The sequence below is a fragment of the Jannaschia pohangensis genome (assembly GCF_900113875.1).
GTDB lineage: Bacteria > Pseudomonadota > Alphaproteobacteria > Rhodobacterales > Rhodobacteraceae > Jannaschia > Jannaschia pohangensis.
The window spans coordinates 240603-265820 of the sequence record NZ_FORA01000004.1 but is presented as its reverse complement, the minus strand read 5'-3'; the positions used below and the strand labels follow the sequence as shown (position 1 = coordinate 265820).

Sequence of the window (25218 nt, the reverse complement as noted above, 5' to 3'; positions counted from 1 at the left end):
AAGGGGATTTGCGCCCCGCGCAAGACCGCCCCTTGATTGACGCGCTGCGGCCGCTACCCTTCGTGACATGATCCGGACTCTCGCCATCCTTGCCCTGACCGCCCTGCCCGCGGCCGCCTTCGAATTCGAGGCGCTGGAGGGCGGGACGCTCGACCTGTCCGATCTGTCGGACCGCGCGGTCCTTGTGGTCAACACCGCCTCGCTCTGTGGCTTCACCGATCAATACGCGGGCCTTCAGGCCTTGCAGGACCGCTATGGCGACCGGGGTCTGACGGTTGTTGCCGTCCCATCCGACGACTTCGCGCAGGAACTGGCGACCGAGGCAGAGGTCGCGGACTTCTGCGAGGTCAACTATGGCCTCACCATCCCGATGACGACGATCACCGCCGTGACCGGACCCGACGCGCACCCCTTCTATGCCTGGCTGAAGGATCAGGGGGCGGTGCCGAACTGGAACTTCAACAAGGCGCTGCTGGCCCCCGGCGGCGCGCTTGTGGCGTTCGAGAGGGCGTCGACCCGCCCCGACGCCCCGCGCCTGATCCGCGCGATCGAGGATGTCCTTCCTGACTGACCTGCCGCTGCTTCTGGGCTCCGAAATCTATCGCGGGTCCAGCTATGGCCAGTGGCACCCCCTGCGGGTGCCGCGCGTGTCGACCGTGCTGGACCTGAGCCGCGCGCTTGGCTGGTTGCCGCCCGCACGGTTCCGCAGTTCGCCCCGGGCGCGCCCGGCAGCCCTGTCGGTCTGGCACACCCCCGCCTACCTCGCGGCGCTGCAACGGGCCGAAGCCAGCCAGACCGTCGATGAGGCGACCCGCGAACGGCACGGCCTCGGCTCTGCCGCGAACCCGGTCTTCCCCGAGATGTTCCGCCGCCCCGCCACCGGGGCCGGCGGCTCCCTTCTGGCGGGCGAACTGCTGCGCCACGGCGGCCGCGTCCACAATCCCGGCGGCGGCACCCACCACGGGATGCCGGACCGGGCGAATGGTTTCTGCTATCTCAACGACGCGGTGCTGGCCGTCATCTCCCTGCGCCGCAACGGGGCGCAGCGGGTGGCCTATGTCGACATCGACGCGCATCACATGGACGGCGTCGAACATGCGTTTGCCGATGATCCCGACACGCTACTGATCTCGACCCACGAAGAGAAACGCTGGCCGTTCACCGGCGCGCTGACCGACGCAGGCATCGGCCAGACCTTCAACCTGCCCCTGCCGCGCGGGCTGAACGACAGCGAATTCGCCCTGGCCCGCGACCGCGTGATCCTGCCCGCGGTCGAGGCCTTCGCCCCCGACGCCATCGTCCTGCAATGCGGTGCCGACGCGGTCGACGAAGACCCCCTGTCGCGCCTGTCGCTGTCCAACAATGCGCATTGGGATGTCGTGGCACGGCTGATGGAGATGGCGCCGCGGTTCCTCCTGCTGGGTGGGGGCGGCTATAATCCCTGGTCGGTCGGTCGGCTCTGGACCGGGGCCTGGGCCGTTCTGTCGGGGCAGGACGTCCCGGAGCGTTTGCCCCCCGAGGCCGAGGCGGTCCTTCGCGGCTTGCGGTTCGACGGCAATTCGCGGGGAAAGAACCCGCCGGAGCATTGGTTCACCACCCTGCGCGATGCGCCCCGGACAGGACCGATCCGGGGGGAGGTTCAGGACCGCGTCGCCACGTTGGCAGCGCGCATCCGGCGGGGTCCGGGCATGGGTTGAGGGCGCCGGGGGCCAGCCCCCGGACCCCCGGGATATTTGGGCCGAGAAGAAACAGGGACGCGCGCGTTAACCTTAATGGTGGGTAAACGGCCCAAGGCGGTCCCAGTCGAAGGTCACGCCGATACCCGGGTCTGATGGGGCCAGGGCCTTGCCCTCCTCGACCACCAGCGGGCGGGTTGTGTAGCGGTCGATGGGAAAGCTGTGGACCTCGATCAGGCCGGGGTTCGGTTGTGCGGACACGAGGCTCACATGCAGTTCCTGCATTCCGTGCGAGCAGACCGGAAGGCCCGCAGCCCGGCACATCGCGGCGGCGCGCAGCCAGCCGGTGATGCCGCCGCAATTGCTGGCGTCGGGTTGAAGGAAGGCCAGGTTCGACTGGGCCAGGGCATAGCCGAACTCGTGTTCCGTATGCAGGTTCTCACCCATGGCGAGGGGGCAGCCGGTTGCCGCGTGGATCCGGGCATAGCCCGCGTAGTCATCGGGGATGATCGGTTCCTCGAACCACAGGATGCCGAGATCCATGAAGCCCCTGGCGGCGTCGATGGCCTCGCTTTCGGTCAGGGAATAATTCGCGTCGACCATGAAGGCCCGGTCATCGCCGATCAGCTTTCGCACGGCGGCGGCGCGGGCCTGATCGTCGGGGCGGCCCACCTTGATCTTCACCCCGTCGAAACCGCGTTCCAGATATCCTTCGACCGAGGTCAGGAGCTTGGGCAGATCGAAGCCCAGATCGATGCCGCCGGCATAGGCCCCGCAGCGGTCCGACACACCGCCCGCCATCTGCACGAGGCTTTGCCCCTCGCGCTTGCCACGCAGATCCCAGAGCGCGATGTCTGCGGCGGAGATGGCGAAGGACGCGATACCGCCGCGCGCCACGTAATGCACATGCCATTGCATTGCATCATAGAGCACCGCCGCATCCGCCACCTGCCCGGTCAGCATCGGCGCCAGATCGTCGCGGATCATCGCCAGGATCGCCGTGCCACCCTTGCCGCCGGTGTAGGTATAGCCGGTGCCCGACAGCCCGTCGGACGTGGTGATCGCGCAGGTCACCAGCTGGAAATGCGTATGATCGCCATGCTTGGCGTCCACCAGCACCTCGTCCAGCGGCACGTCGTACAGACGCGCCGCCACTGAGGTGATTACAGGTGCCGACATTCGGGCACCGGTGTCTTGACCGACCCGTCGTCCAGCCATTGCTTCAGGTTGGCCACCACCAGATCGCCCATGGCCTGCCGCGTCTCGTGGGTGCCCGAGGCGACGTGGGGTGTCAGGACGACGTTGTCCATCGTCTTGAGCGCATCCGGGATCTTCGGCTCTTCCTCGAACACATCGAGACCCGCGCCCGCGATCTTGCCGTCCTGCAGGGCCTTGACCAAAGCCGCCTCGTCACAGACCGAGCCGCGCGCCACGTTGATGAAGAACCCGTCGGGGCCAAGCGCCTCCAGCACCTCGGCGTTGACCATGTGCTTGGTCGACGGCCCGCCGGGCGTGATCGCCACCAGAACCTCGACCGCCGCGGCGCAGCCAAGGGCGCTGTCGTGATAGGTGTAGGGCACATCCTTGGGCGTGCGGGAATGGTAGTGGATGTCCGCGCCGAACGCCGCGCAGCGGTCCGCGATGGTCTGGCCGATGCGGCCCAGGCCCAGAATGCCGACTCGACGGTTCTGCACCGAACGGGTCAGCGGGAAATTCCCCTCGCTCTCCCATTTGCCCGACCGGGCGTGCCGGTCCGACGGGATCAGCTGCCGCGACACGGCCAGCCACAGCATCACGAAGGTATCCGCCACCTCGTCGTTCAGGACGTCGGGCGTATGCGCCACCTTGATGCCGCGCGCGGCATAGGCGTCGGCGTCGATGCCGTCATAGCCCACACCATAGGATGACACGACCTTCAGGTTCGGGGTCGCGGCGGCCACGTCCTCGGGCACGCCCCAATGACCGTTGGTCAGGATGGCGGGGTAATCCGCCCCGTGGGCGGCCAGAAACGCGGCCCGGTCGCCTTGGGCGAACAGCACGTCAATGTCGAAGGACGGCGACAGGGCGTCGCGCATCCGGTCGGTGATGTCCCCGATCTGGAGGAGTTTCGTCTTAGTCATCGGCCCGCACCTCCTGACGCTGCTCGCCCAGTCCCTCGATGGTCAGTTCCATGACATCGCCCGCCTTCAGATAGACCGGCGCGGGCTTCATCCCCATGGCGACGCCCGGCGGGGTGCCCGTGGTGATGATGTCGCCCGGATGCAGGGTCATCAACTGGCTCAGATGGCTGATGCACTGGGCCACGGTAAAAATCATGGTCGACGTGTTCCCGGTCTGCATCCGCTTGCCGTTCACATCCAGCGACATGGCGAGGTTCTGCGGATCGCCAACTTCGTCGCGGGTGACCAGCCAGGGGCCGATGGGCCCGAAGGTGTCGCAGGATTTGCCCTTGGTCCACTGTCCGGTCAGCTGGGTCTGGAAATGCCGCTCGGACACGTCGTTGACGACGCAATAGCCCGCCACGTGATCCAGCGCGTCCTCCTCGCTGACGTATTTGCACCGCGTTCCGATCACCACGCCCAACTCGACCTCCCAATCGGTGTGCGTCGATCCGCGCGGCATCACCACGTCGTCATCCGGCCCGACGATGGCGCTGGTGGCCTTGTGGAACAGGATCGGATGCTCGGGGATCGCCGCGCCGGTTTCGGCGGCATGGTCGGAATAATTCAACCCGATGCACAGGAATTTGCCCACGCCGCTCACACAGGGGCCGAACCGCACCGGGCGGTCGACCTTGGGCAGGGCCATCGGGTCCGTCTTGCGGAGTATCTCCAGCGTCGCATCCGACAGCGCTTCATGCGCGATATCCTCGACCACGCCGGTCAGGTCGCGCAGATCGCCGTTGTGGTCGATCATGCCGGGTTTCTCGTGGCCGGGTTTACCGAAGCGGCAAAGTTTCATGGGGTCTCTCCTTGGATTTTCGTGTCCCCCCGACTGTAATCGAAGGACTTTGCAGATGGGCGGGCCGCGATCCGCGACCGGCGCGATATCGTCGTCCTGATGTCAGTGGTTGTCGCGCGGCACACCCTTCTGGGCGGTGCCACGATATTTGTCGGCCCCGCGCAGGATCATGCCGTCGGACAGCGGCTCGACCCGGTCCCGGAAAATCTCCTGCCAGGGTGTCTCGCTCTCGGGGGTGAAGGGGCGCGGGCCAAGGGCGGCGCGCCGTTCGGCCAACACCGACTCCTCCACCAGCATGTTCGCCGTGCCCCGGCCCAGATCGATGCGCAGCCGGTCGCCCGTCGCCACGAGGGCCAGGCCCCCGCCCGCCGCAGCCTCGGGCGATGCGTTCAGGATCGACGGGCTGCCCGATGTGCCCGACTGGCGGCCATCCCCAATGCACGGCAAGGCCGAGATACCCTTCTTGATGAGGTAGGACGGTGGCCGCATGTTCACGACTTCGGCGGCCCCCGGATAGCCGATGGGCCCCGCCCCCCGCATAATCAGGATGCAATCATCATCGATTTCAAGGGTTTCATCGTCGATCTTCAGGTGGAAATCCTCGGGGCCGTCAAAGACGATCGCCCGCCCCTCAAAAGCCTCCGGATCGTCGGGGTCCGACAGGTAGCGTTTGCGGAACTCCGGGGAAATCACGCTCGTCTTCATGATGGCGCTGTCGAACAGGTTGCCCTTGAGATTCAGGAACCCCGCATCCGCCTTCATCGGCGCATCGATGGGCTTGATGACATCCGGCAGGGCCGACGACAGGCCCGCGCAATTTTCGCCCATGGTCTTGCCGTTCACCGTCATCGCATCGGGATGCGGCAGCAGCCCCGCTTCGATCAATTGCCCCGTGACGGCGGGCACGCCCCCCGCATGATAGTAGTCTTCACCCAGGTATTCGCCCGCCGGTTGCAGGTTGACCACAAGCGGGATCTTCAGCCCAAGGGCCTGCCAGTCATCGTTATCGAGCGGCACGCCCATATGCCGCGCGATGGCGTTGAGGTGGATGGGCGCATTCGTCGACCCCCCGATGGCCGAATTGACCACGATGGCATTCTCGAAAGCCTTGCGCGTCATGATGTCGGACGGCTTCATGTCCTCGTGCACCATCTGCACGATCCGCTGTCCCGTCTGATAGCTGATGTGCCCCCGCTGGCGGTAGGGCGCGGGAATCGCCGCCGCCCCCGGCAGCTGCATCCCCAGGGCTTCGGCCAGCGAATTCATCGTCGTGGCCGTGCCCATGGTGTTGCAATAGCCGACCGACGGCGTGGACGAGGCCACGATCTCCATGAAGCCCGCATCGTCGATCTCGCCCGCCGCGTGCAATTCGCGCGCCTTCCAGACGATGGTGCCCGACCCGGTCCGCTGCCCCTTGAACCAGCCGTTCAGCATGGGTCCGACCGACAGCGCGATGGCCGGAATATTGACCGTCGCCGCCGCCATCAGCAGCGCGGGCGTGGTCTTGTCGCAGCCGATCATCAGGACGACCCCGTCCAGCGGATAGCCGTTCAGCGTCTCGGACAGCGACAGATAGGCCAGGTTCCGGTCGAGCGAGGCCGTGGGCCGCTTGCCCGTCTCCTGGATCGGATGGACCGGCACCTCCAGCGGGACGCCCCCCGCTTCGATGATGCCGTCGCGCACCCGCTTGGCCAGCTCGATGTGGTGGCGGTTGCAGGGGCTCAGGTCGCTCCCGGTCTGGGCAATCGCGATGATTGGCTTGTCGCCCTGCAATTCCTCCCGCGTCAGGCCATAGTTCAGATACCGCTCCAGATAGAGGGCCGTCATCTCGCGGTTGTCGGGGTTGTTGAACCACAGGCGGGAACGGAGTTTGGTCATCGCACGCTCATCGGATTTGTTAATATTTCAGAAAGGGTTACCCGTGGGTAACCCCCCCTCATTGCCCTGACCAGCCGCCATCGATGATGTGCGGATGCCCCGTGGTGAAGCCACTTTCGTCGCTCGCCAGGTAAGTTACCAGTGCCGCGATCTCGGTCGCCCGGGCGACCCGGCCCATGGGCTGGCGCGCCACGAAGGCCTCGAGTGCGGCGTCATAGCTCCCCATCTCCTCGCCCAGTTTGCGGACCCGGTCATGCCAGGACGGCGATTCCACCGTGCCGGGACAGATCGCGTTACAGCGGATGCCCTGCTTGATGTAGTCGACCGCGATTGACTTCGTCAGCCCGATCACGGCCGCCTTTGTCGCGCCATAGATGAAGCGGTTCGGCGCGCCGATGATCGACGAACAGGCCGACGACATGTTGATGATCGACCCGCCCCCGTTGGCGAGCATCCCGGGGAGGACGGCGCGGATGGTGCGGAACATCGACTTGACGTTCAGGTCGAACCCCATGTCCCACTCCGCGTCGGTCGCCGCCTGCACGTTGCCGTGGTGGACGAAGCCCGCGCAGTTGAACAGCACTGTCGGGTTGGCCCTGCCCACGCCCGCCACGACCGATGCGTCGTCGCGGACATCCATCGCAAAGGTCTCGCAGTCCAGACCCGCAAGCAGATCGGCGTTCACATCCGTAGCGAAGACCTCTGCCCCTTCGGCGATGAACATCTCGGCGGTCGCCCGGCCGATGCCCTGGCCCGCAGCGGTGATGAGGGCGCGTTTGCCCCGAAGACGATCGGTCATGACAACTCCTTGGTTGCGCAGGGGGCGTCCTGCTTTCTAGGGTCCGCACAAACACGGAGAGCGATATGCCCAAAGTTACACTTCTCGGAACCGGCCTGATGGGTGGACCGATGTCCCGCAACCTTCTGGCGGCGGGTCACGACCTGACGGTCTGGAACCGCTCGCGCGCCAAGGCCGAACCTCTGGCCGACCACGGGGCCAATGTCGTCGACTCCCCGGCCGAGGCGGTCGCGGGATCCGGCATCGTGATCTCCATGCTGTCGGACGGTCCGGCCTCGGACGCGGTCCAGGTCGCGGCGATGGAGGCCTTTGCGCCCGGCGCCATCTGGGTCGAGATGGGGTCGATCAAACCCGCCGAAGCCCGCGCCCATGCCGCCCGGTTCGCCGAGCGCGGCCTGGGCTATGTCGATGCGCCGGTATCTGGCGGGACGAAAGGTGCGGAAAGTGCAAGTCTCGCGATCATGGCCGGCGGCGACCCCACGACTTTTTCCAAAGTGGAAACAGTGCTCAAGGCCTTGGGTCGCCCGGTTCACGTCGGACCCGTCGGTGCGGGGCAATTGTCGAAATTGGCCAATCAGGCGATCGTGGCCTGCACCATTGGCGCGGTCGCCGAAGCGATGCTTCTGCTGGAACGCGGCGGGGCCGATCCGGCGGCGGTGCGCGCTGCACTGAAAGGCGGGTTCGCCGACTCGACGATCCTGCAACAACACGGAGCACGAATGACCGAGGGCAACTTCGTGCCCGGCGGATTGACCAAGTTCCAGATCAAGGACCTCGACAACGTGCTGGACGAGGCGGCGGGACTGTCGCTGACCTTGCCGACCGTCACGGCGATCAACGATCGCTTCAAGCGGCTGCGCGACGCCATGGACGGGGGCGAGATGGATCACTCGGCGCTCTATCTGGAGCTGAAGGACCTGAACGGGCTCTGACCCTTTGGGCATAATGTATTCAATATCTTGCGCGACATTCTTCATGTGATGTGCCGCGCCTGGTGGTCGTGGATCGCATGACGCAGCGCCGCCTCGTCGCCGGACAGGGCGGCGTCGACGATAGCCTGATGGTCGCTGATGATCCGGTGGAAATAGCTGGGCACGCAATTCTGTTCCAAGCCGACCATCTGCTGGCGGAACTGCATGTAGATGCTGTCGAAGGCCTCCAGCAGCGGTGGCAGGCGGCATTCGGACATCAAGGTGCGGTGAAAGGCCAGCTCTGCATCCGACCAGATCCCGACAAAGGGAACCGTATCAGGCATTTGCGCGATCTGGCGTTCGATGTGCATCAGCCGGTGATGGGCCGCGGTCAGCGCGGCCTCCCACTCCAGGCCGCCGTTGCGCATCGAGGCGACGGCCCCCTCCTGCTCCAACATGACGCGAAAGCGGGCCACTTCGGAGCGGCGTTTCAGGCTGACCTGACGGGCACGAAATCCGCGCTGGATCTCGAAATCGACCAAACCGACCTTGGAGAGCTGCAACAGGACATCGCGGACCGTATTGGCCGAACAGCCGAATTCCTGATGGAGCGCTGACGGCATCAGTTTGGCCCCCGGCTCAAACCCTCCGGTCAGGAGCCGCCGTTGCAGGCTGTCATAGATTTCGGGCGTCCCGATCCGATCTCTCGGCTCGGTCCCGGTCTGGCCATCCGCCATGCCACATCCTCCCTGAAATTTCGATATTCCGATAAATATCGACTTGTCCAGTGATTTTCATTTTTCGTTTGCGCTCTGCCGATTCCCGGCTAGGGTCGAAGGGCACCCCCTGATGGGAGGCCCTCCGGGGCTCAGGGGTCGAGCTTCACTTTGGGAGGAACTGATGAAGAAACTGACACTTGCGGCCATTGCCGCCGCATCCACTGCGCTTGTGAGCACCGCTGCTCTGGCCCAGACCACGAGTTTGCGAATCCAGACACACTACGCGCCCGAGACAGAATCCGGCCGGCTTGCGGCGCAGTACGTCGATAACGTCCAGACCATGTCGAACGGCGAGATCACCATCGAGATGTTCTATTCGGCCTCGGTCGTGAAGCCGACCGAGACGTTCGATGCGGCCGCGACCGGCATTCTCGACTGTGACATGACCGGCGGGGCCTATCAGACCGGCAAGAACCCGGCGTTCCAGTTCGTCGGCGACATCATGGGCGGCTATTCCACCCCCTATCAGCAGCTGAGCTGGCTGTATTACGGTGGCGGTCTCGATGCCGCGCAGGAACTGTATCACACCTATGACATGCACCTGGTCGGCTGGTGGGTCTACGGTCAGGAGAGCTTTGCCTCGACCAAGCCGATCGCGGGCATTTCCGACCTCGTGAACTGGAAGTTCCGTTCGCCTCCGGGCATGGAGACCAAGATCTTCGAAAAGCTGGGCGCGACGCCCATCGTGATGGACTTCACCGAGATCTTCACCGCGCTTGAGACCGGCATCATCGACGGGGCCGACGCCTCGGGTCTGTCGAACAACGTGGGCCTTGGTCTTTATGACATCGCGAAGTTCGCCAACTATCCGGGCTTCCACTCGATGCCGTCCGACCATCTGGCGTGCAACAAGTCGGTCTGGGACGCGATGCCCGCGCATCACCAGCGGATCATGTCCATCGCCATGGAAAGCCTGGCGCTGCAGACGGCCCTGACGTTCGAGAAGAAGAATGCCGAAGCCGCCGCACAGCTGCGCGCCGATGGTGTGACCCTGTCAGAATGGTCGCCGGAAGACCTGCAGACGTTCCGCAACGCGGCGCAGGAGACCTGGCCCGAGTTCGCCACGACCCCCGAGGCCGAGGCCCTGGTCGAGTCGCACCTGACCTACCTGACGCAACTGGGTCTGGTTCAGAACTGATCCGACGCCCCGATACGGCGCGGCCCCCACCCTGCGGGGCCGCGCCTGACCCTGCCTGCGGCCTGCGGGCCGGTGTCTGACGTGTAGCTTCCCGATCCCCGTTTGCCAGACAGGTGCGCAATGGCCGAAACGAGACCGCAGACCACTACCGACGCGAAATCCGTGGCAGCCATATATGTGCCCGGCGCCGCCGAGGTCATCGTGCCGCTGCTCTTCGTCTTTGCCAGCGCCTGGACCATCTGGCATTTCCCGGGGTTCCTGATGATCCTGCGCGAACCCGGGCCCGAGGTGGACCGGTTGGCGCGCGAATGGCCCGGTCTGAGGGCCATAGACTGGGGCATGGCCGCCGCGATGCTGGCCTTGCTGGTGCTGGGCGTGAAGACGGTGCGCCGCGCGCCGATGGAATGGCAGGGCTGGGGCCTCTTTGACCGGCTGTCGTGTTTCCTCGGCCGGGTGGTCATGGCCCTGATCGCGGTGATGGTCTGCGTCATGCTTTACGAAGTTCTGCTGCGCTACGTCTTCGAGAAACCGACGCTCTGGGCGAACGAGGTGACGCTCTGGCTGGCCGGGTTCACCTTCCTGCTGTCGGGTCTCTATGCGATGCAGCAACGCAGCCATATCCGCATCTACCTGCTTTATGACATCATGCCCCGCTGGGCACAGCGCACCTGCGACGTGATCTCGACATTGCTGATCGTGGTCTTCGCCTTCTTCCTGGTCTGGGGGGGCTGGGGCGAGGCGACGCAGAAATTCCTCCGCTGGGAGCTTTATGGCACGGCGTTCAACCCGCCCCTGCCCGCGACGATCAAGCCAGCCATCCTGCTGGTGATCGTGCTGGTGGCACTTCAGGCGGTGGCGAACCTGTTCCGCGACTGGAACCTTGAACCGGTGGTTCATACCGCCGCCGACGACATCGACCCCGACGAGATCGAGCGGCTGCGCCGCACCGTCGGGACGGAATAAGTCCGGGAAAACGGACGCGAGGGGGAGAGAGACACGATGGACGTCGGAACGATTTCACTGGTCCTGATGATCGGACTCATGTTGCTGCTGGCCATCGGGATGCCACTTGGCATGGCCTCGGCGGTGTTGGCGGTGCTGGTCCTTGTCATGAAGTTCGAGCCTGCGCTGCTGACCGCGCCGTGGGACTTCGGCGAGGGGATGCTGACCGGGCGGTTCGGATCGGGTCCGCTCAACATCCTGGCGCAGAAGATCTTCGGGCTTCTGACGGATTACGTGCTGATCTCGATCCCGCTGTTCATCTTCATGGCCGCCCTGCTGGAGCGGTCGGGCATCGCCAAGGACATGTATTCGTCGCTCAATGTCTGGCTCAGCCGGACGCGCGGGGGCATCGCCATCGTCACCTCCATCATGGCCGTCATCATGGCCGCGATGTCGGGCATCATCGGTGGCGAGGTCGTCCTTTTGGGCCTGATTGCCCTGCCGCAGATGCTGCGCCTCGGATACGACCAGAACCTGGCCATCGGCACGATCTGTGCCTCGGGGTCCCTCGGGACGATGATCCCGCCGTCGATCGTGCTCATCATCTTCGGCCTGATCACGGAAACCTCGATCAAGGCGTTGTTCACGGCGGCCTTCGTGCCGGGCTTCATGCTGGCGTCCTTCATCATCCTCTACATCATCGTGCGCACGCAACTGAACCCGGCGCTGGCCCCGCTGCCCGCCGACGACCCGAACGATCCGAAGGGGCGCGAGAAGACGATGCTCTTTGCGGCCTTCGTCGCCATCCTGACGGCCGGGTTCTCGGCCGCGCTGTTCCTGCGGGCCGGTTTCTTCACCGTGACCGGGCAGAACGAGGTGATCGAAAACGTCGACCCAATCACCATGGGCCAGCCGCATCACGTCTATTGGACCGGGGGCATTCTGATCGTCGCACTGGCGCTGATCTTCTTTGTCTTCGGCAAGGCCCGCTCGGCGCAGGCCTGGGGCATGGGCAAGGGCCTTGTCGCCCCCATCGTCGTCATCGGCGTGGTCATGGGCTCCATCTATGGCGGCATCTCGGGCATCACCGAGGCGGCGGCCATGGGCGTGATCGCAGTCTTCCTGATCTCGGTCTTCCGGGGCGAGGCCAGCGTGGAGCTGGTCTGGGACAGCCTGATGCGCACCCTGAAATCCACCGGCACGATCATCTGGGTCACCATCGGCGCGGCCACGCTGGCGGGCGCCTATACCATCGCGGGCGGCCCGACCTTCGTCGCCAACCTGATCGTCAGCGCGGACCTGCCGACCATGGGCATCCTGCTGGTGATGATGCTGATCCTGCTCTTCATGGGGGCCTTCATGGATTGGGTCGGGATCGTCCTTCTGATCATTCCGGTCTTCCTGCCCATCGTGCAGCGCCTGCCGATCGAGGAAATCGGCCTGTTCGGAGAGTTGCAGCCCAAATACCTGGCCGTCTGGTTCGGCGTGCTGTTCTGCATGAACATGCAAGTCAGCTTCCTGTCGCCGCCCTTCGGTCCCGCCGCCTTCTACCTCAAATCCGTGGCCCCGCCGCATATCTCGCTCACGGATATCTTCCGGGGTTTCCTGCCCTTCATCTGCATCCAGATCGCGGCGCTATCGGTCCTGTTGATCTATCCGCCGATCATCGAAATCCTGCTTGAATGACGGGGGCGGCATGACGCTTTCCCCCGATCAGATCGCGACGTTTCACCGCCAGGGCTACCTGGTGGTGGACGACGTTCTGGACGCGGGCCTGCTTGCCCGGATCGAGACGGAATACGCAGACCTCCTGCACGATCTGGCGACCGGGTGGGGCCTGCCCTGGCAAGGGTTCTTTCCCACGCTGCATGCCGCGCATCTGGCCGGGCACGACTGGTTTCAACCGATGGACATCTCGCTGCCCGGCGACCGGATCCGGCCTGACACGCCGTTCCACGCGGGGCCTGCGGTCTTCGACCTGCTGACATCGCCCGCCCTTCTGGACATCGCCGAAAGCCTTCTTGGCCCCGAACTCACCTCGACCCCGATCCAGCATGTCCGCATCAAGCCCCCGGCCCGTGACCTGGCTCCGGACGAGGCGCGCGCCCACGTCACCGGCACCTCGTGGCATCAGGACCGCGCCGTCGCCCATGCCGAAGCGGACGCGACGGACATGGTGACGGTCTGGGTCGCGATGACCGATGCCACCCCCGAAAACGGCTGCCTTGTCGTGCAACCCTTCGAGGGGGCGCAAGACATGCTGCCCCATTGCCCCCTGTCGCAGACGGCCATTCCCGCCGACCATCTGCGTCCGGGCGCCGCGCACCCCCTGCCGGTGCGGCGGGGTGGTGTGGTTCTGCTGCATCCGATGGTGCCCCATGCCTCGCTCGACAACCGGACGGACGGGTTCCGCTGGTCCTTCGATCTGCGCTATCAGAAGACCGGCCAGCCGACGGGCCGCGCCCATTTCCCCGAGTTCATCGCCCGCAGCCAGAGCGCACCCGAAGGGGAGTTGCGCGACTGGCAGGTCTGGCGCGACAGCTGGATCGACGCCCGTGCCGCCTGTGCCCTGCGCGATCACATCCCCATCCACCGCTGGACATCCGACAGCCCGCTCTGTGCCTGAGTTCCCATGCAAACCACCATCCGCCTTTCGCCCGCCGACAATGTCGTCACCGCCACCCGCGCCCTGGAGGCGGGCGCAACCGTCGAGGATGTGACCACGACCGCGCTCATCCCCTCGGGCCACAAGGTCGCCACCCGCGTGATCCCCATGGGCGAAGCGGTGCGCAAATACGGCCAGATCATCGGCTATGCCAGCGCCGACATCGCGCCCGGCGACCACGTCCACACCCAGAACTGCGCCTTCGCCCCCACCGATCATGCCTATGAATTCGGCACCGACCTGCACCCGATGACCCCGGCGACGGGCGACACCTTCATGGGCTACCGGCGCGACAACGGCGACGTGGGCACGCGCAACTACATCGCCATCGTGACGTCGGTGAACTGCTCGGCCACCGCCGCCCGCCGCATTGCCGACGCCTTCGGGCCCGAGGAACTCGCCGCCTATCCCAATGTCGACGGCGTCTGTGCCTTCGTCCATGGCACCGGTTGCGGCATGGCCGACAGCGGCGACGGGTTCGAGGCGTTGCAACGGGTGATGTGGGGCTATGCCCGCCACCCGAACCATGCGGGCGTGCTGATGGTGGGCCTCGGTTGCGAGATGAACCAGATCGACTGGCTGCTGGACGCCTGGGGCCTGAAGCACAGCCCGACGTTCCAGACCATGAACATCCAGAACGTCGCGGGCCTGCGCCGCACGGTGGAGTTGGGGGTCGAGAAGGTCCGCGCGATGCTCCCCATTGCCAATCAGGCGCGGCGCACGCCCTGCCCGGCCTCGGCCCTCCGGGTGGCGCTGCAATGCGGCGGGTCGGATGCCTGGTCGGGGGTCACGGCGAACCCGGCCCTGGGCCATGCCTGCGACCTGCTGGTGGCGCAGGGCGGGACCGGGGTTCTGGCCGAGACGCCCGAAATCTATGGCGCCGAACACCTGCTGACCCGACGCGCCGTGGACCGCGCCACCGGCGAGCGGCTGATCGGCCTGATCGACTGGTGGAAGGATTATACCGCGCGCAATCGCGGCTCGATGGACAACAACCCCTCGCCCGGCAACAAGAAGGGCGGGCTGACCACCATTCTGGAAAAGTCGCTCGGGGCGGCGGCCAAGGGCGGCACCACGCCCCTGACGGCGGTCTACAAATACGCCGAGACCGTGCGCGCGCCGGGCTTCACCTTCATGGACAGCCCCGGCTATGACCCCGCGTCCGTCACCGGCCAGATCGCGGGCGGCTGCCAGATCGTATGCTTCACCACCGGGCGCGGCTCGGCCTTCGGCTCCAAACCCGCGCCGACGATCAAGCTGGCCACCAATCAGGGCCTTTTTGACCGGATGCCCGAGGACATGGACATCAACGCGGGCGACATCCTGTCGGGCGGCGTCTCGGTCGAGGCAAAGGGGCGCGAGATCTATGACATGATCCTGCGCGTCGCGGGCGGCGAGACGACGAAGTCCGAAGCACAGGGTCTGGGCGACTACGAATTCGTGCCTTGGCAGATCGGGGCGGTGATGTGACCCGCCTGCTGCTGGCCGGGACCGGGTTGATCGGCGAACGCCACCTCGCCCGTATCGCGGCGCACCCCGACCTGACGCTCGCCGGGATCATCGACCCCGACCCGGCGCGGCGGGACCACGCCATGGCCCCCGGCTTCGCGCGCCTGGAAGACGTCGATGTCGCGGCCGACGGGATCGTCATCGCGACCCCGACCGCCAGCCATGCGCCCCTGACCCTCGCCGCGCTGGACCGGGGCCTGCATGTGCTGGTCGAAAAGCCGGTGGCCGATACGCTGGCCCATGCGGATGCGATGATCGCCGCCGCCGCGCGCACGGGGCGGCACATCCTGGTCGGGCATCACCGGCGGCACCACCCGCGCGTGGCCCGCCTGAAAGAACTCGTGGCCTCGGGCCGCCTGGGCCAGCCGGTGGCCGCCACGCTGATGTGGCTGATGAAAAAGCCCGATGACTATTTCGACGTCGCCTGGCGCGCGGGGCTGGACGGCGCGCCGATCAAGCAGAACCTGATTCATGATGTCGACACCCTGCGCTGGCTCTTCGGCGAGGTGACGGATGTCGTGGGCCTGGCCTCCAATGCCGTGCGCGGCGCGGCCCGGCCCGAAAGCGGCGGCGCGGTCCTGCGATTCAAGGGCGGCGCGGTCGCGACGCTGACCTACGCCGACACCACGCCGACACCGTGGGGCTTCGAAGCGGGAACGGGCGAGAACCCCCACATCCCGCCGAGCGCGCAGGACTGCCTGCGCATTGCCTGCACCGCGGGCGCCATCGAATTCCCCTCGCTGCGCGTCTGGTCGGGCGCCGCCCACTGGAACGAAGCGCCCCGCGCCCATACGCTCGACGTGGCCGATGGCGTGCCGCTCGTCCGGCAGCTGGAACATTTCGCCGACGTCATCGCGGGCCGCGCCCTGCCCGTTGTCGATGCCGCCGACGCCCGCGCCACACTCGACGTCATCCTGAAGATCGAAGCGACGGCGGGAACCGCCTGATGACCCTTCTCTGCTTTCCAAATACTCCGGGGGTGCGGGGGCTGGCCCCCGCTTCGCCCCGGTGACGCATCTTGTCTGCGGCCTGATCGGCGACAACATCGCCAACTCGCGCCTATCGCGCGCGCTTGCGATCATGTGCGCCGATCATGGCTGGACCTTCGATTTCACCCCGATCGACACCAGCGACGTGCCGGATTTCGACTTCCCGCAGACGGTCGACCGATTGCGCGCCGAAGGGTGGACCGGTGTCACCGTTACCCATCCGTGGAAAACCCAGGCCGCCGACTGGGCGGGCGACGCGATGCTGGCCGATGTGCGCGACCTGGGCGCGTCCAACACCCTGACCTTCGCACCGCTGGCGGGGCACAACACCGACTACACCGGCTTTCTGGCCGCCTACCGTAATGTCATGCGGACGCCCCCCGGACGGGTCGCCCTTGCGGGCGCGGGCGGCGTGGCCCGCGCCATCGTCCCGGCCCTGCTGACGCTTGGCGCGACAGACGTGGCGATCTGGGACAAGGACGCGGACCGGGCCGCAACCTTGGCCCGACGAACCGGCGCCCGCGCCATTCCCGCAGGCGAGGCCCCCGCGGCGATCCGGGCGGCGGACGGCCTGATCAATTGCACCCCCATGGGCATGGCGCCCTATGGCGGCACCGCCTTTGACGCGGCGCTCATCGACGGGCAGGCCTGGGCCTTCGACGCGGTCTATACGCCGACCGACACGCCTTTTCTGCTGGCTGCGAAATCGGCGGGGCTGGCGCTCTTGACCGGGTTCGACCTGTTCCGCTTCATGGCGATGGAAAGCTTTGCGGCCTATACCGGCGTCACACCCGATGCGGCGCGCACCCTGCCCCAACTCGACCTGCTCAGACCGGAGTGACCGCGATGGAAGTGCTGACCCAAGCCCAGAAAGACGCCTTCCACCGGGACGGGTTCCTCGTTCTGGAACGACGTCTGTCACCTGACCAACTGGCCTCGCTGCACGCCGAAGTCGCCCGCTACGAGGCGCGCGCCCGGGGCCTGACGGCGGGCACCGAGGAGTTGGACCTGGAGGACAGCCACCGCCCCGACGCGCCCCGCGTCCGGCGGATCAAGCTGCCGCACACCCATTCAAGGGTGATGCGCGACCTGATGTATTCCGACACGATCCTTGCCCCCGCGCGCGACCTGATCGGCCCCGACCTGCGGTTGCATACCACCAAGCTCAACATGAAATCGGCGGGCTTCGGGGCCGCGGTGGAATGGCATCAGGACCTGGCCTTCTATCCGCATACCAACGACGACGTGCTGGCCATCGGCGTGATCTTCGACGACATGGGCCCCGACAACGGCCCCCTCATGGTCTTCCCCGGAAGCCACCGTGGACCCATCCATGACCATCACGCGAACGGCCATTTCGTCGGCGCGATGGACCTGGCCCGCGACGGCTTCGACCTGGCCGATGCCGTGCCCCTGATGGGCCCCGCGGGGTCGGTCAGCATTCACCACGGGCGGATCGTCCATGGCTCGGCGCTCAACACCTCGACGCAGTCGCGGCGCATCCTCTTCTACGAGATGATGGCCGCCGATGCCTGGCCCGTCATGGGGTCGATGACCAAGTTCACCGATCTGGCCGACTATGACAGCCGCATGCTCTGCGGTCAGTCGCGCCAACCGCGTCTGGCGGATGTGCCCATCCGCATCCCCCTCCCGGCTCCGCCCATCGGCAAGACCATCTACGAGATCCAGAAAGGTCTGACCGCCCGCGCCTTCGAGACGGCCAAGGACTGATGGCGGCACCCGCCCCCGTCAGCCATCTGGCCCGCGCGCGCGAGGATGCACCGGGCAAGGGCATCGCCTTGATGCTGTTGGCCTATGCCCTCTTTTCGCTCACGGATACCTCGGTGAAATGGCTGTCGCTGGCGGGTTTGCCCGCGCTGCAACTGGCCTTCATGCGGTTCGCCACGCATTTCGCCCTGTCGACCGGGCCGATGCTGGGCCGCGATCACTCGGGCTGGACCGCACCGCGCAGGCAGGCGGCGCTGATGTTGCTGCGGGGCGCATTGCTCTCGGTCTCGACGGTCAGCAATTTCTTCGCCCTCCGCTATCTGGACCTCACCATGTCGGCGGCGATCATGTTCTCCTCGCCCATCCTCGTGTCGGCGCTGTCGGTGCCGCTTCTGGGCGAGACGGTGGGGAAATGGCGCTGGTCCGCGATCCTTCTGGGGTTTGTCGGCGTGTTGATCGTGGTGCGTCCCTGGTCGGCCGAATTCCACTGGGCGGCGATCCTGTCGCTGACGTCGGCCATGGCGCTAGCGCTGTTTTCGATCCTGACGCGGCAGCTGGCGGGCGTCGCGGCGCCCCGCACGATGCAGCTTTACAGCGGCCTCGTCGGCACGGTCGTTCTGGCCCCGATCGCCTTCATCGTCTGGGACAACCCCGACACCCCGCTCGACTGGGTCCTGATGGTCGGGGTCGGGGTGACAGCTTGGGCCGGACATCATTTCTTCAGCCAGGCGCATGGCTATGCCCCGGCGAGCGTTCTGATGCCGTTCAGCTATTCCTTCCTGATCTACCTCGCCATCAGCGGCTATCTGGTGTTCGGCACGATCCCCGATGGCCAGACGATCATCGGGGCCGCCGTCATCGCCGCCGCCGGACTGGTCATCTGGTGGCGCGAGCGGCGCGTCTGATGCGCGTCGGCCTGATCGGAACCGGCATGGTGGCGGAGACCCATGTGGCGGCCATCCGGGGCGCGGGCCTCACCCTTTCGGTGGTGATGGGACGCGACCCCGAGCGCACCCAGGCCTTTGCCGCGCGGCACGGTGCCCGCGCCGCCGACAACATCAACTTCGTCGCGTAAAATTCTGATTTCGTTGTACTTGTGACGCCACCCGATGCGCGGCTTGATCTGATCCGCGCCCTGGCCCAGGCCCGCATTCCGATCCTGTGCGAAAAGCCACTGGAGCGAGACCTGCCCCGCGCCCGCGCCCTCGTCGATATCTGCGCCGAGGCGGGCGTGCCCCTTGGCGTCACCTTGCAGCACCGGATGCGGCCATCCACGCGCCTGCTGGCCGAGCGCTTGCCGGAGCTTGGGCGTATCGCCAGCGTCGAGCTGCGGGTGCCATGGTGGCGCGACCAAGGCTACTACGACGCGCCGGGGCGCGGCACTTTCGCCCGCGATGGAGGCGGCGTCCTGATCACCCAAGGGATCCATGCCATCGACCTGATGCTGCACCTCTGCGGTCCCGTGACGGCGGTGCAGGCGATGGTCGCGACCACGGCCCTGCACCGGATGGAGGCCGAGGATTTCGCCAGCGCCGGGTTCACCTTTGCCAGCGGGGCGGTCGGCTCGCTGATGGCGTCGGTCACGCATCGACCGGGCGGCGTCGAGACGCTGGTCCTCAACGGCACCGCCGGGTCGGCGCGGCTGGCGGGCGACGTGCTGAGGCTGGATCACGCCGACGGCCGACAGGAGGTGGCGGGCGCAGAGGTCGCGACCGGCGGCGGGGCCGATCCGATGGCGTTCGACCACGCGTGGCATCAGGCCGTCATCGCGGAGTTCGCCGACAGCCTGCGGGCCGGTCGGCCCCCCGCAATCACCGGCCAATCGGCCTTGCCCGCCCTCGCCCTGATCGATGCGATACAGGCGTCGGCCCGCACCGGCACGCGACAGGAGGTTGCCCATGTCTGACCCGAAACCCGGGCTCTTCGCGACCGGCATCGCGCCATGCTGACATTCGCCGCCGCCGTCTTTTTCCTGATCGTGACGCCCGGTCCCGGCGTGTTGTCCACCGCGGGCGTCGGCAGCGCTTTCGGCCTGCGGCCCGGGCTGCGCTATGTGGCGGGGTTGTGCATCGGGACCAACCTCGTGGCGCTGGCCGTCATCACCGGCATCGCCGCCGTGATTTTCGCGCATCCGGCGATCCGGCTTGTCCTGCTGGCGGCATCGACGGGTTACCTGCTGTATCTGGCGTATCGCATCGCGACGGCGGGGGCGAATGTCGCCTTCACGGCGGCGGCGCGGCCGCTCGGGCTGCGCGACGGGCTGGCGTTGCAGGCGATCAATCCCAAGGCCTATGCGGTCAACACGACGCTCTTCAGCGGGTTCAGCTTCCTGCCCGACGCGGCGGTCGCTGAAGCGGTTCTGAAACTGCTGATCATGAACGCGATCTGGGTGCCGATCCACATCGGCTGGCTTCTCGCGGGGATATGGCTGCACCGGCTGGCATTGGCGCCCGAGGTCCAGCGGCGCATCAACATCGCCATGGCGGCGTCCCTTCTGGCGGTCGTCGCCCTCGCGCTGTTCAGCCTGCGTGGCTAAGGCGCTGTCCTAGACGGCTATGCTGTGGCGTCCTTCGGGGCGCGCATAGGCATCCAGGTCCATCGCCATCTGCCGCACGAGCGGTCGCGCCCAGTCGGTCACCGCGATGCCGCCCGTGCCATCGGGAACCATCGCGCCCGGCCAGCGGGCCAGCAAATCGTCGAGAATGGTCATGGCGGCAGCGGCATGGGCTCCCGCAAGCCGGGGGTGCGCGGCGAAGTCACAGAGCAATCCTTCGATCAACGCGCCGCGCATCCGGTCGTCTTCGCTCAGCGCGTGGCCCCGCACGACGGGCAGTTGCCCCCGCGCCACCCGGCGCGCCCAATCGGCGGTGCCGGTCGCATTCTGCACATAGCCCTGCGGCAGCTTCCAGATCGAGGAGGCGCCGAGGCCGATCATGCTGGGCGCGGAATCGTCGGTATAGCCCTGGAAATTGCGCCGCATCCGGCCGTCGCGCGCGGCCAGGGCCAGCGGATCATCGGGCCGGGCGAAGTGGTCGATGCCCAGCCGTACGAACCCCGCCTCGATCAGGCGACCGGCGGCCAGATCGAACAGATCGAGGCGCGCGGGGCCATCCGGCAGGGCGTCTTCGGGGATCATCACCTGGCGTTTGGATGCCCAGGGCACATGGGCATAGCCGAACAGGGCAATCCGGTCCGGCGCCATATCCAGCACAAGGTCCAGCGTCCGCGACAGGCTGGCGGGCGTCTGAAACGGCAGACCGTAGAGCAAGTCCATATTGACGCGCGAAACACCCCGCGCCCGCAGCCCATCGACGGCGAAGGCGGTTTCAGCCAGGCTTTGCGGCCGACCGATGGCGGCCTGAACGCGGGGGTCGAAATCCTGCACGCCGATGCTGGCGCGGGTCACCCCGGCCCGGGCCAGCGCATCAAGGCGAACATCGTCCAGCACGGTCGGGTCGACCTCAACCGATACTTCGGCCCCGGCGGTCAGCGGGATACGGTCGGTGATGGCCGCAAAGACCCGGTCCAGAAGATGGGGCGACAGGATCGTGGGCGTGCCGCCGCCCAGGTGCAGATGCGCCGCCTCTAGACCGGGGGGCAGATGCGCGGCCAGCAGGTCCGCCTCGGCCTCAAGGGATTCGACGTAAGGCGCGAGCGGTGCATCCGTCTTGGTGCCCTGCGTACGACAGGCACAGAACCAGCAGAGCCGCCGGCAAAACGGGATATGCGCATAGACCGATACAGGCTCCGTGCGCGGCAGGGTCCGAAGCCAGCCCGCCACCGTTTCGGGGCCGATGCCGGGCGCGAAATGCGGCGCCGGCGGATAACTCGTGTAGCGCGGGGTCCGCGCGGTGAAGAGGCCGTGTTCGGCAAGGAAGGCATGATCTGACATGGCGGAAACATCGCCCATCCGCGCGAAACGCGCCTTGATGCAGGTCAACCCCGGTGGCACAACGCTGGGATGACCGCTCTTGACCTTCAGATCGCGACCGAAGCCTGTCGCCAATGCCCGATCCGGCACCGTGCCGTCTGCGCCACCTGCGAGCCGGATGAGCTGACGCGGCTGGAGGCGATGAAATCCTATCGCACCTGGATGGCCGGCCAGACCATCGTTATGGAGGGTGAGCCGATGCCCTTTGCCGCGTCTGTCGTCACAGGCTGCGCCACGCTGACGCGGTCGATGGAAGACGGGCGCATGCAGATGGTGGGGCTGCTGTTGCCGTCGGATTTCATCGGGCGACCGGGCCGCGCCAATGCCCCCTACGAGGTGGTGGCCGCGACCGATGTCACCCTGTGCATGTTCGATCGCCCCGCCTTCGAACGACTGCTGACCGATACGCCCCATGTGTCGCAGCGCCTGCTGGAGATGTCGCTGGACGAGATCGATGCCGCGCGCGAGTGGATGCTGCTGCTCGGCCGCAAGACCGCGCGCGAGAAGGTGGCGACCCTGCTGGCGATCGTTCTGCGCCGTGCGGCCACCGGCAGCGCGCCGTTGCGCGCCGAACTGCCCCTCACCCGCGAGGCGATGGCGTCCTATCTGGGTCTGACCATCGAGACGGTCAGTCGCCAGATGACCGCGCTCAAGAAGGATGGCGTGATCCGCATGTCGGGCCTGCGCGGCCTTCTGTGCGACGATCTGGGCGCCCTTCTGGCCGAAGCCGGGGATGACGCCGACGGAGACGTTTTGTCCTGATCCGTCAGAGACCTTGACCCAGATCAAGGCGTGGCCCTGCCCGCCCCCCTAGTCCGATGATGACGGAAGGTCCCAGCCTTCCCGGATTCGGAGGACGGAATGGACTACGTAAAGATCGCATTTTTCGGTCTGGTCGCGCTCTTGGCGGCAATCGCCGCAAATTTCGCGCGCGACCCGGCCTATATGGTGCACGCCCTGATCTTCATGGGCGTTGCGGGCGGCATGATGCTCTGGACGCTGCGGCAGACGGACCCCTACGGGGCCAATGCCAAGGTCGCCACGCCCGAGGGCTATATGGACGGGCCGGTGCGCGCGGGCGTCATCGCCACCGCGTTCTGGGGCGTGACGGGGTTCCTTGTGGGCACCCTGATCGCGTTCCAGCTGGCCTTTCCGGTGCTGAATTTCGAATGGGCACAGCCCTTTGCGAATTTCGGGCGGCTTCGGCCCCTGCACACCAGCGCGGTGATCTTCGCCTTCGGGGGCAACGCCCTGATCGCGACGTCCTTCTATATCGTCCAGCGCACCTGCTCGGCCCGCCTCTGGGGCGGCAACACCGCCTGGTTCGTGTTCTGGGGCTATCAGCTCTTCATCGTGCTGGCGGCGACGGGCTACCTTCTGGGGGCGACCCAGTCCAAGGAATACGCCGAACCCGAATGGTACGTGGACATCTGGCTGACCGTCGTCTGGCTGGCCTATCTGGCCGTCTTCCTGGGCACGCTGATCAAGCGGCGTGAAAAGCACATCTATGTGGCCAACTGGTTCTTCCTCGCCTTCATCGTGACCGTCGCGATGCTGCATGTGGTCAACAACCTGTCGATCCCGGTCTCGATCTTCGGCTCCAAGTCGGTGCAGGTCTTCTCGGGCGTGCAGGATGCGATGACCCAGTGGTGGTATGGCCACAACGCCGTGGGCTTCTTCCTGACGGCCGGCTTCCTGGGGATGATGTACTACTTCGTTCCCAAGCAGGCGGGCCGCCCGGTCTATTCCTACAAGTTGTCGATCATCCACTTCTGGGCGCTGATCTTCCTGTATATCTGGGCCGGTCCGCACCACCTGCATTACACGGCCCTGCCCGATTGGGCGGCGACCCTGGGGATGGTGTTCTCGATCATCCTGTGGATGCCCAGCTGGGGCGGCATGATCAACGGCCTGATGACGCTGGAGGGGGCGTGGGACAAGATCCGCACCGACCCGATCATCCGGATGTTCGTGGCCTCCCTCGCCTTCTACGGCATGTCGACCTTCGAGGGTCCGATGATGTCGATCCGCGCGGTCAACTCCCTGTCGCACTACACCGACTGGACCATCGGCCACGTGCATTCCGGTGCGCTCGGCTGGAACGGGCTGATCACCTTCGGCGCGCTCTACTTCCTGACGCCCAAGCTCTGGGGCCGCAGGCAGATGCATTCCGTCTCGGCGATCAACCTGCACTTCTGGCTCGCGACGGTCGGTATCGTTCTCTACGCCGCCTCGATGTGGGTGACAGGTATCATGGAGGGCCTGATGTGGCGCGAAGTGGATGCCAACGGCTTCCTCGTCAACTCCTTCGCCGACACCGTGGATGCCAAGTTCCCCATGTACCTGGTGCGTGGTCTGGGCGGGATCCTCTTCCTCAGCGGCGCGCTCGTGATGGTCTGGAACATGTGGATGACCATCCGAAGCCCGAACACCGCCGCCATCGCAACCCCTGCGGAGTGATCAGACATGACCGATCCCAAAGACCCTCGCGACCCGGCCTATGATCCCGAACAGGATCCGAAGGTCGCCACCCTGTCGGACGCCCCGGGCAAGGTTCCCAACGAACTGCCCCCCGAGACGCAGACGATCACCTTCCACCAGCGGCTGGAGCGCAATGCGACCCTTCTGCTGGTGGCCAGCCTCGCCGTCGTCACCATCGGCGGGGCGGTGGAAATCGCGCCGCTCTTCTGGCTGGAAAACACCATCGAGGATGTGGAGGGCATGCGCCCCTACACCCCGCTGGAGCTGGCCGGGCGCGACATCTACATCCGCGAAGGCTGCTATGTCTGTCACAGCCAGATGATCCGCCCGATGCGCGACGAGGTGGAGCGCTATGGCCACTATTCGCTGGCGGCGGAATCGATGTACGACCACCCGTTCCAATGGGGCTCCAAACGCACGGGGCCGGACCTGGCCCGTGTCGGCGGGCGCTATTCGGACGAATGGCACGTCGATCACCTGCGCGACCCGCAATCGGTCGTCCCCGAAAGCGTGATGCCGAAATACGCCTTCCTGCAAAGTGCCCGGCTGGATGGCGAATACGTCGGTGACACCATCGCCGTGCATCGCATGGTGGGCGTCCCCTATACCGACGACATGGTCGAGAATGCCCGCGCCGACTTCCTGGCGCAGGCCGATCCCGACGCGGACACGGGCGGGCTGGAAGATCGCTATCCCGACGTTCAGGTGCGCAATTTCGACGGCCAGGATGGCGTGACCGAGATGGATGCGCTGATCGCCTACCTGCAGATGATGGGCACGCTGGTCGACTTCACGACCTTCACCCCCGACGCCAGCCGCTGATCGAAAGGA

25 protein-coding genes and 1 pseudogene are annotated in these 25218 nt (G+C 66.3%); 19 read left to right on the top strand and 7 right to left on the bottom strand.

The window, feature by feature from the left end:
• Window positions 1-67: 67 nt before the first annotated feature.
• Together BM002_RS15120 and BM002_RS15115 are read left to right on the top strand one after the other, a co-directional pair.
• The gene (locus BM002_RS15120) at window positions 68-571 is read left to right on the top strand and encodes a glutathione peroxidase (protein WP_092782998.1); all 504 of its coding nucleotides are present in this window, start codon (window positions 68-70) and stop codon (window positions 569-571) included.
• Entirely contained in the window at window positions 555-1697 is a 1143-nt protein-coding gene (locus BM002_RS15115; protein ID WP_092782995.1) for an acetoin utilization protein AcuC, read from the top strand. Before BM002_RS15120 ends, BM002_RS15115 begins: the two co-directional genes overlap by 17 nt.
• Window positions 1698-1769: 72 nt before the next feature.
• Here the strand turns inward: BM002_RS15115 and BM002_RS15110 are convergent, their stop codons facing one another.
• The 5 genes from BM002_RS15110 to BM002_RS15090 form a co-directional block, all read right to left on the bottom strand.
• Window positions 1770-2855, bottom strand: a complete 1086-nt coding sequence (locus BM002_RS15110; RefSeq protein WP_092782992.1) for a mandelate racemase/muconate lactonizing enzyme family protein — start codon at window positions 2853-2855, stop codon at window positions 1770-1772.
• Window positions 2840-3796 carry a 2-hydroxyacid dehydrogenase gene (locus BM002_RS15105; protein ID WP_092782989.1) on the bottom strand — a complete coding sequence of 319 codons (957 nt, stop codon included), beginning with the start codon at window positions 3794-3796 and terminating at the stop codon, window positions 2840-2842. The genes BM002_RS15110 and BM002_RS15105 overlap by 16 nt, the downstream gene beginning before the upstream one ends.
• The gene (locus BM002_RS15100; RefSeq protein ID WP_092782986.1) at window positions 3789-4637 is read right to left on the bottom strand and encodes a fumarylacetoacetate hydrolase family protein; all 849 of its coding nucleotides are present in this window, start codon (window positions 4635-4637) and stop codon (window positions 3789-3791) included. Before BM002_RS15100 ends, BM002_RS15105 begins: the two co-directional genes overlap by 8 nt.
• A gap of 102 nt (window positions 4638-4739) precedes the next feature.
• A complete protein-coding gene (locus tag BM002_RS15095) occupies window positions 4740-6515 on the bottom strand; it encodes an IlvD/Edd family dehydratase (protein ID WP_092782983.1) in 1776 nt (591 codons plus the stop codon).
• Between the two features lie 58 nt (window positions 6516-6573).
• Complete coding sequence (locus BM002_RS15090; protein ID WP_092782980.1) at window positions 6574-7314, bottom strand: SDR family oxidoreductase; 741 nt, start codon at window positions 7312-7314, stop codon at window positions 6574-6576.
• A 65-nt stretch (window positions 7315-7379) separates the two neighbouring features.
• Here BM002_RS15090 and BM002_RS15085 point away from each other — a divergent pair, with 65 nt between their 5' ends.
• On the top strand, window positions 7380-8246 hold the full coding sequence (locus tag BM002_RS15085; RefSeq protein ID WP_092782976.1) for an NAD(P)-dependent oxidoreductase: 867 nt from the start codon (window positions 7380-7382) through the stop codon (window positions 8244-8246).
• A gap of 41 nt (window positions 8247-8287) precedes the next feature.
• Here the strand turns inward: BM002_RS15085 and BM002_RS15080 are convergent, their stop codons facing one another.
• Entirely contained in the window at window positions 8288-8962 is a 675-nt protein-coding gene (locus tag BM002_RS15080; protein ID WP_092782973.1) for a GntR family transcriptional regulator, read from the bottom strand.
• Window positions 8963-9125: 163 nt separating this feature from the next.
• Between BM002_RS15080 and BM002_RS15075 the strand changes: the two genes are divergently transcribed.
• The 13 genes and pseudogenes from BM002_RS15075 (at window position 9126) to BM002_RS15025 (ending at window position 20511) form a co-directional block, all read left to right on the top strand.
• On the top strand, window positions 9126-10142 hold the full coding sequence (locus tag BM002_RS15075; protein ID WP_092782970.1) for a TRAP transporter substrate-binding protein: 1017 nt from the start codon (window positions 9126-9128) through the stop codon (window positions 10140-10142).
• A 120-nt stretch (window positions 10143-10262) separates the two neighbouring features.
• A complete protein-coding gene (locus BM002_RS15070) occupies window positions 10263-11105 on the top strand; it encodes a TRAP transporter small permease subunit (protein WP_245749283.1) in 843 nt (280 codons plus the stop codon).
• Between the two features lie 36 nt (window positions 11106-11141).
• Window positions 11142-12770, top strand: a complete 1629-nt coding sequence (locus BM002_RS15065) for a TRAP transporter large permease (RefSeq protein WP_092782967.1) — start codon at window positions 11142-11144, stop codon at window positions 12768-12770.
• 10 nt (window positions 12771-12780) lie between these two features.
• A complete protein-coding gene (locus BM002_RS15060; protein ID WP_092782964.1) occupies window positions 12781-13710 on the top strand; it encodes a phytanoyl-CoA dioxygenase family protein in 930 nt (309 codons plus the stop codon).
• A 6-nt stretch (window positions 13711-13716) separates the two neighbouring features.
• Entirely contained in the window at window positions 13717-15219 is a 1503-nt protein-coding gene (locus BM002_RS15055; RefSeq protein ID WP_092782961.1) for a UxaA family hydrolase, read from the top strand.
• The gene (locus tag BM002_RS15050) at window positions 15216-16205 is read left to right on the top strand and encodes a Gfo/Idh/MocA family protein (protein ID WP_139212394.1); all 990 of its coding nucleotides are present in this window, start codon (window positions 15216-15218) and stop codon (window positions 16203-16205) included. The genes BM002_RS15055 and BM002_RS15050 overlap by 4 nt, the downstream gene beginning before the upstream one ends.
• Before the next feature lie 61 nt (window positions 16206-16266).
• Window positions 16267-17088, top strand: coding sequence for a shikimate dehydrogenase family protein (locus BM002_RS15045; protein ID WP_139212393.1), 822 nt, complete (start codon window positions 16267-16269; stop codon window positions 17086-17088).
• A 5-nt stretch (window positions 17089-17093) separates the two neighbouring features.
• Entirely contained in the window at window positions 17094-17978 is an 885-nt protein-coding gene (locus tag BM002_RS15040; protein WP_092782952.1) for a phytanoyl-CoA dioxygenase family protein, read from the top strand.
• Window positions 17978-18880, top strand: a complete 903-nt coding sequence (locus BM002_RS15035) for a DMT family transporter (RefSeq protein ID WP_092782950.1) — start codon at window positions 17978-17980, stop codon at window positions 18878-18880. The genes BM002_RS15040 and BM002_RS15035 overlap by 1 nt, the downstream gene beginning before the upstream one ends.
• Window positions 18880-19050, top strand: a complete 171-nt coding sequence (locus BM002_RS19575; protein WP_245749282.1) for a Gfo/Idh/MocA family oxidoreductase — start codon at window positions 18880-18882, stop codon at window positions 19048-19050. The genes BM002_RS15035 and BM002_RS19575 overlap by 1 nt, the downstream gene beginning before the upstream one ends.
• A 15-nt stretch (window positions 19051-19065) precedes the next feature.
• Window positions 19066-19209 (top strand): annotated as a pseudogene (locus BM002_RS19665) (Gfo/Idh/MocA family oxidoreductase); the annotation flags it as partial.
• Between the two features lie 27 nt (window positions 19210-19236).
• Complete coding sequence (locus BM002_RS15030; protein ID WP_281243840.1) at window positions 19237-19881, top strand: Gfo/Idh/MocA family protein; 645 nt, start codon at window positions 19237-19239, stop codon at window positions 19879-19881.
• Between the two features lie 36 nt (window positions 19882-19917).
• A complete protein-coding gene (locus tag BM002_RS15025) occupies window positions 19918-20511 on the top strand; it encodes a LysE family translocator (RefSeq protein WP_092782947.1) in 594 nt (197 codons plus the stop codon).
• A 9-nt stretch (window positions 20512-20520) separates the two neighbouring features.
• Here BM002_RS15025 and hemN read toward each other — a convergent pair whose 3' ends face one another.
• On the bottom strand, window positions 20521-21885 hold the full coding sequence (gene hemN / locus BM002_RS15020) for an oxygen-independent coproporphyrinogen III oxidase (RefSeq protein ID WP_425431869.1): 1365 nt from the start codon (window positions 21883-21885) through the stop codon (window positions 20521-20523).
• Between the two features lie 51 nt (window positions 21886-21936).
• On the opposite strand from hemN, the gene fnrL reads away from it, so the two are divergent.
• The 3 genes from fnrL (at window position 21937) to ccoO (ending at window position 25209) form a co-directional block, all read left to right on the top strand.
• The gene (gene fnrL, locus BM002_RS15015) at window positions 21937-22668 is read left to right on the top strand and encodes a transcriptional regulator FnrL (protein WP_092782944.1); all 732 of its coding nucleotides are present in this window, start codon (window positions 21937-21939) and stop codon (window positions 22666-22668) included.
• Between the two features lie 99 nt (window positions 22669-22767).
• The gene (ccoN, locus tag BM002_RS15010; RefSeq protein WP_092782941.1) at window positions 22768-24366 is read left to right on the top strand and encodes a cytochrome-c oxidase, cbb3-type subunit I; all 1599 of its coding nucleotides are present in this window, start codon (window positions 22768-22770) and stop codon (window positions 24364-24366) included.
• 6 nt (window positions 24367-24372) lie between these two features.
• Window positions 24373-25209 carry a cytochrome-c oxidase, cbb3-type subunit II gene (ccoO, locus tag BM002_RS15005; RefSeq protein ID WP_092782938.1) on the top strand — a complete coding sequence of 279 codons (837 nt, stop codon included), beginning with the start codon at window positions 24373-24375 and terminating at the stop codon, window positions 25207-25209.
• Window positions 25210-25218 lie beyond the last annotated feature (9 nt).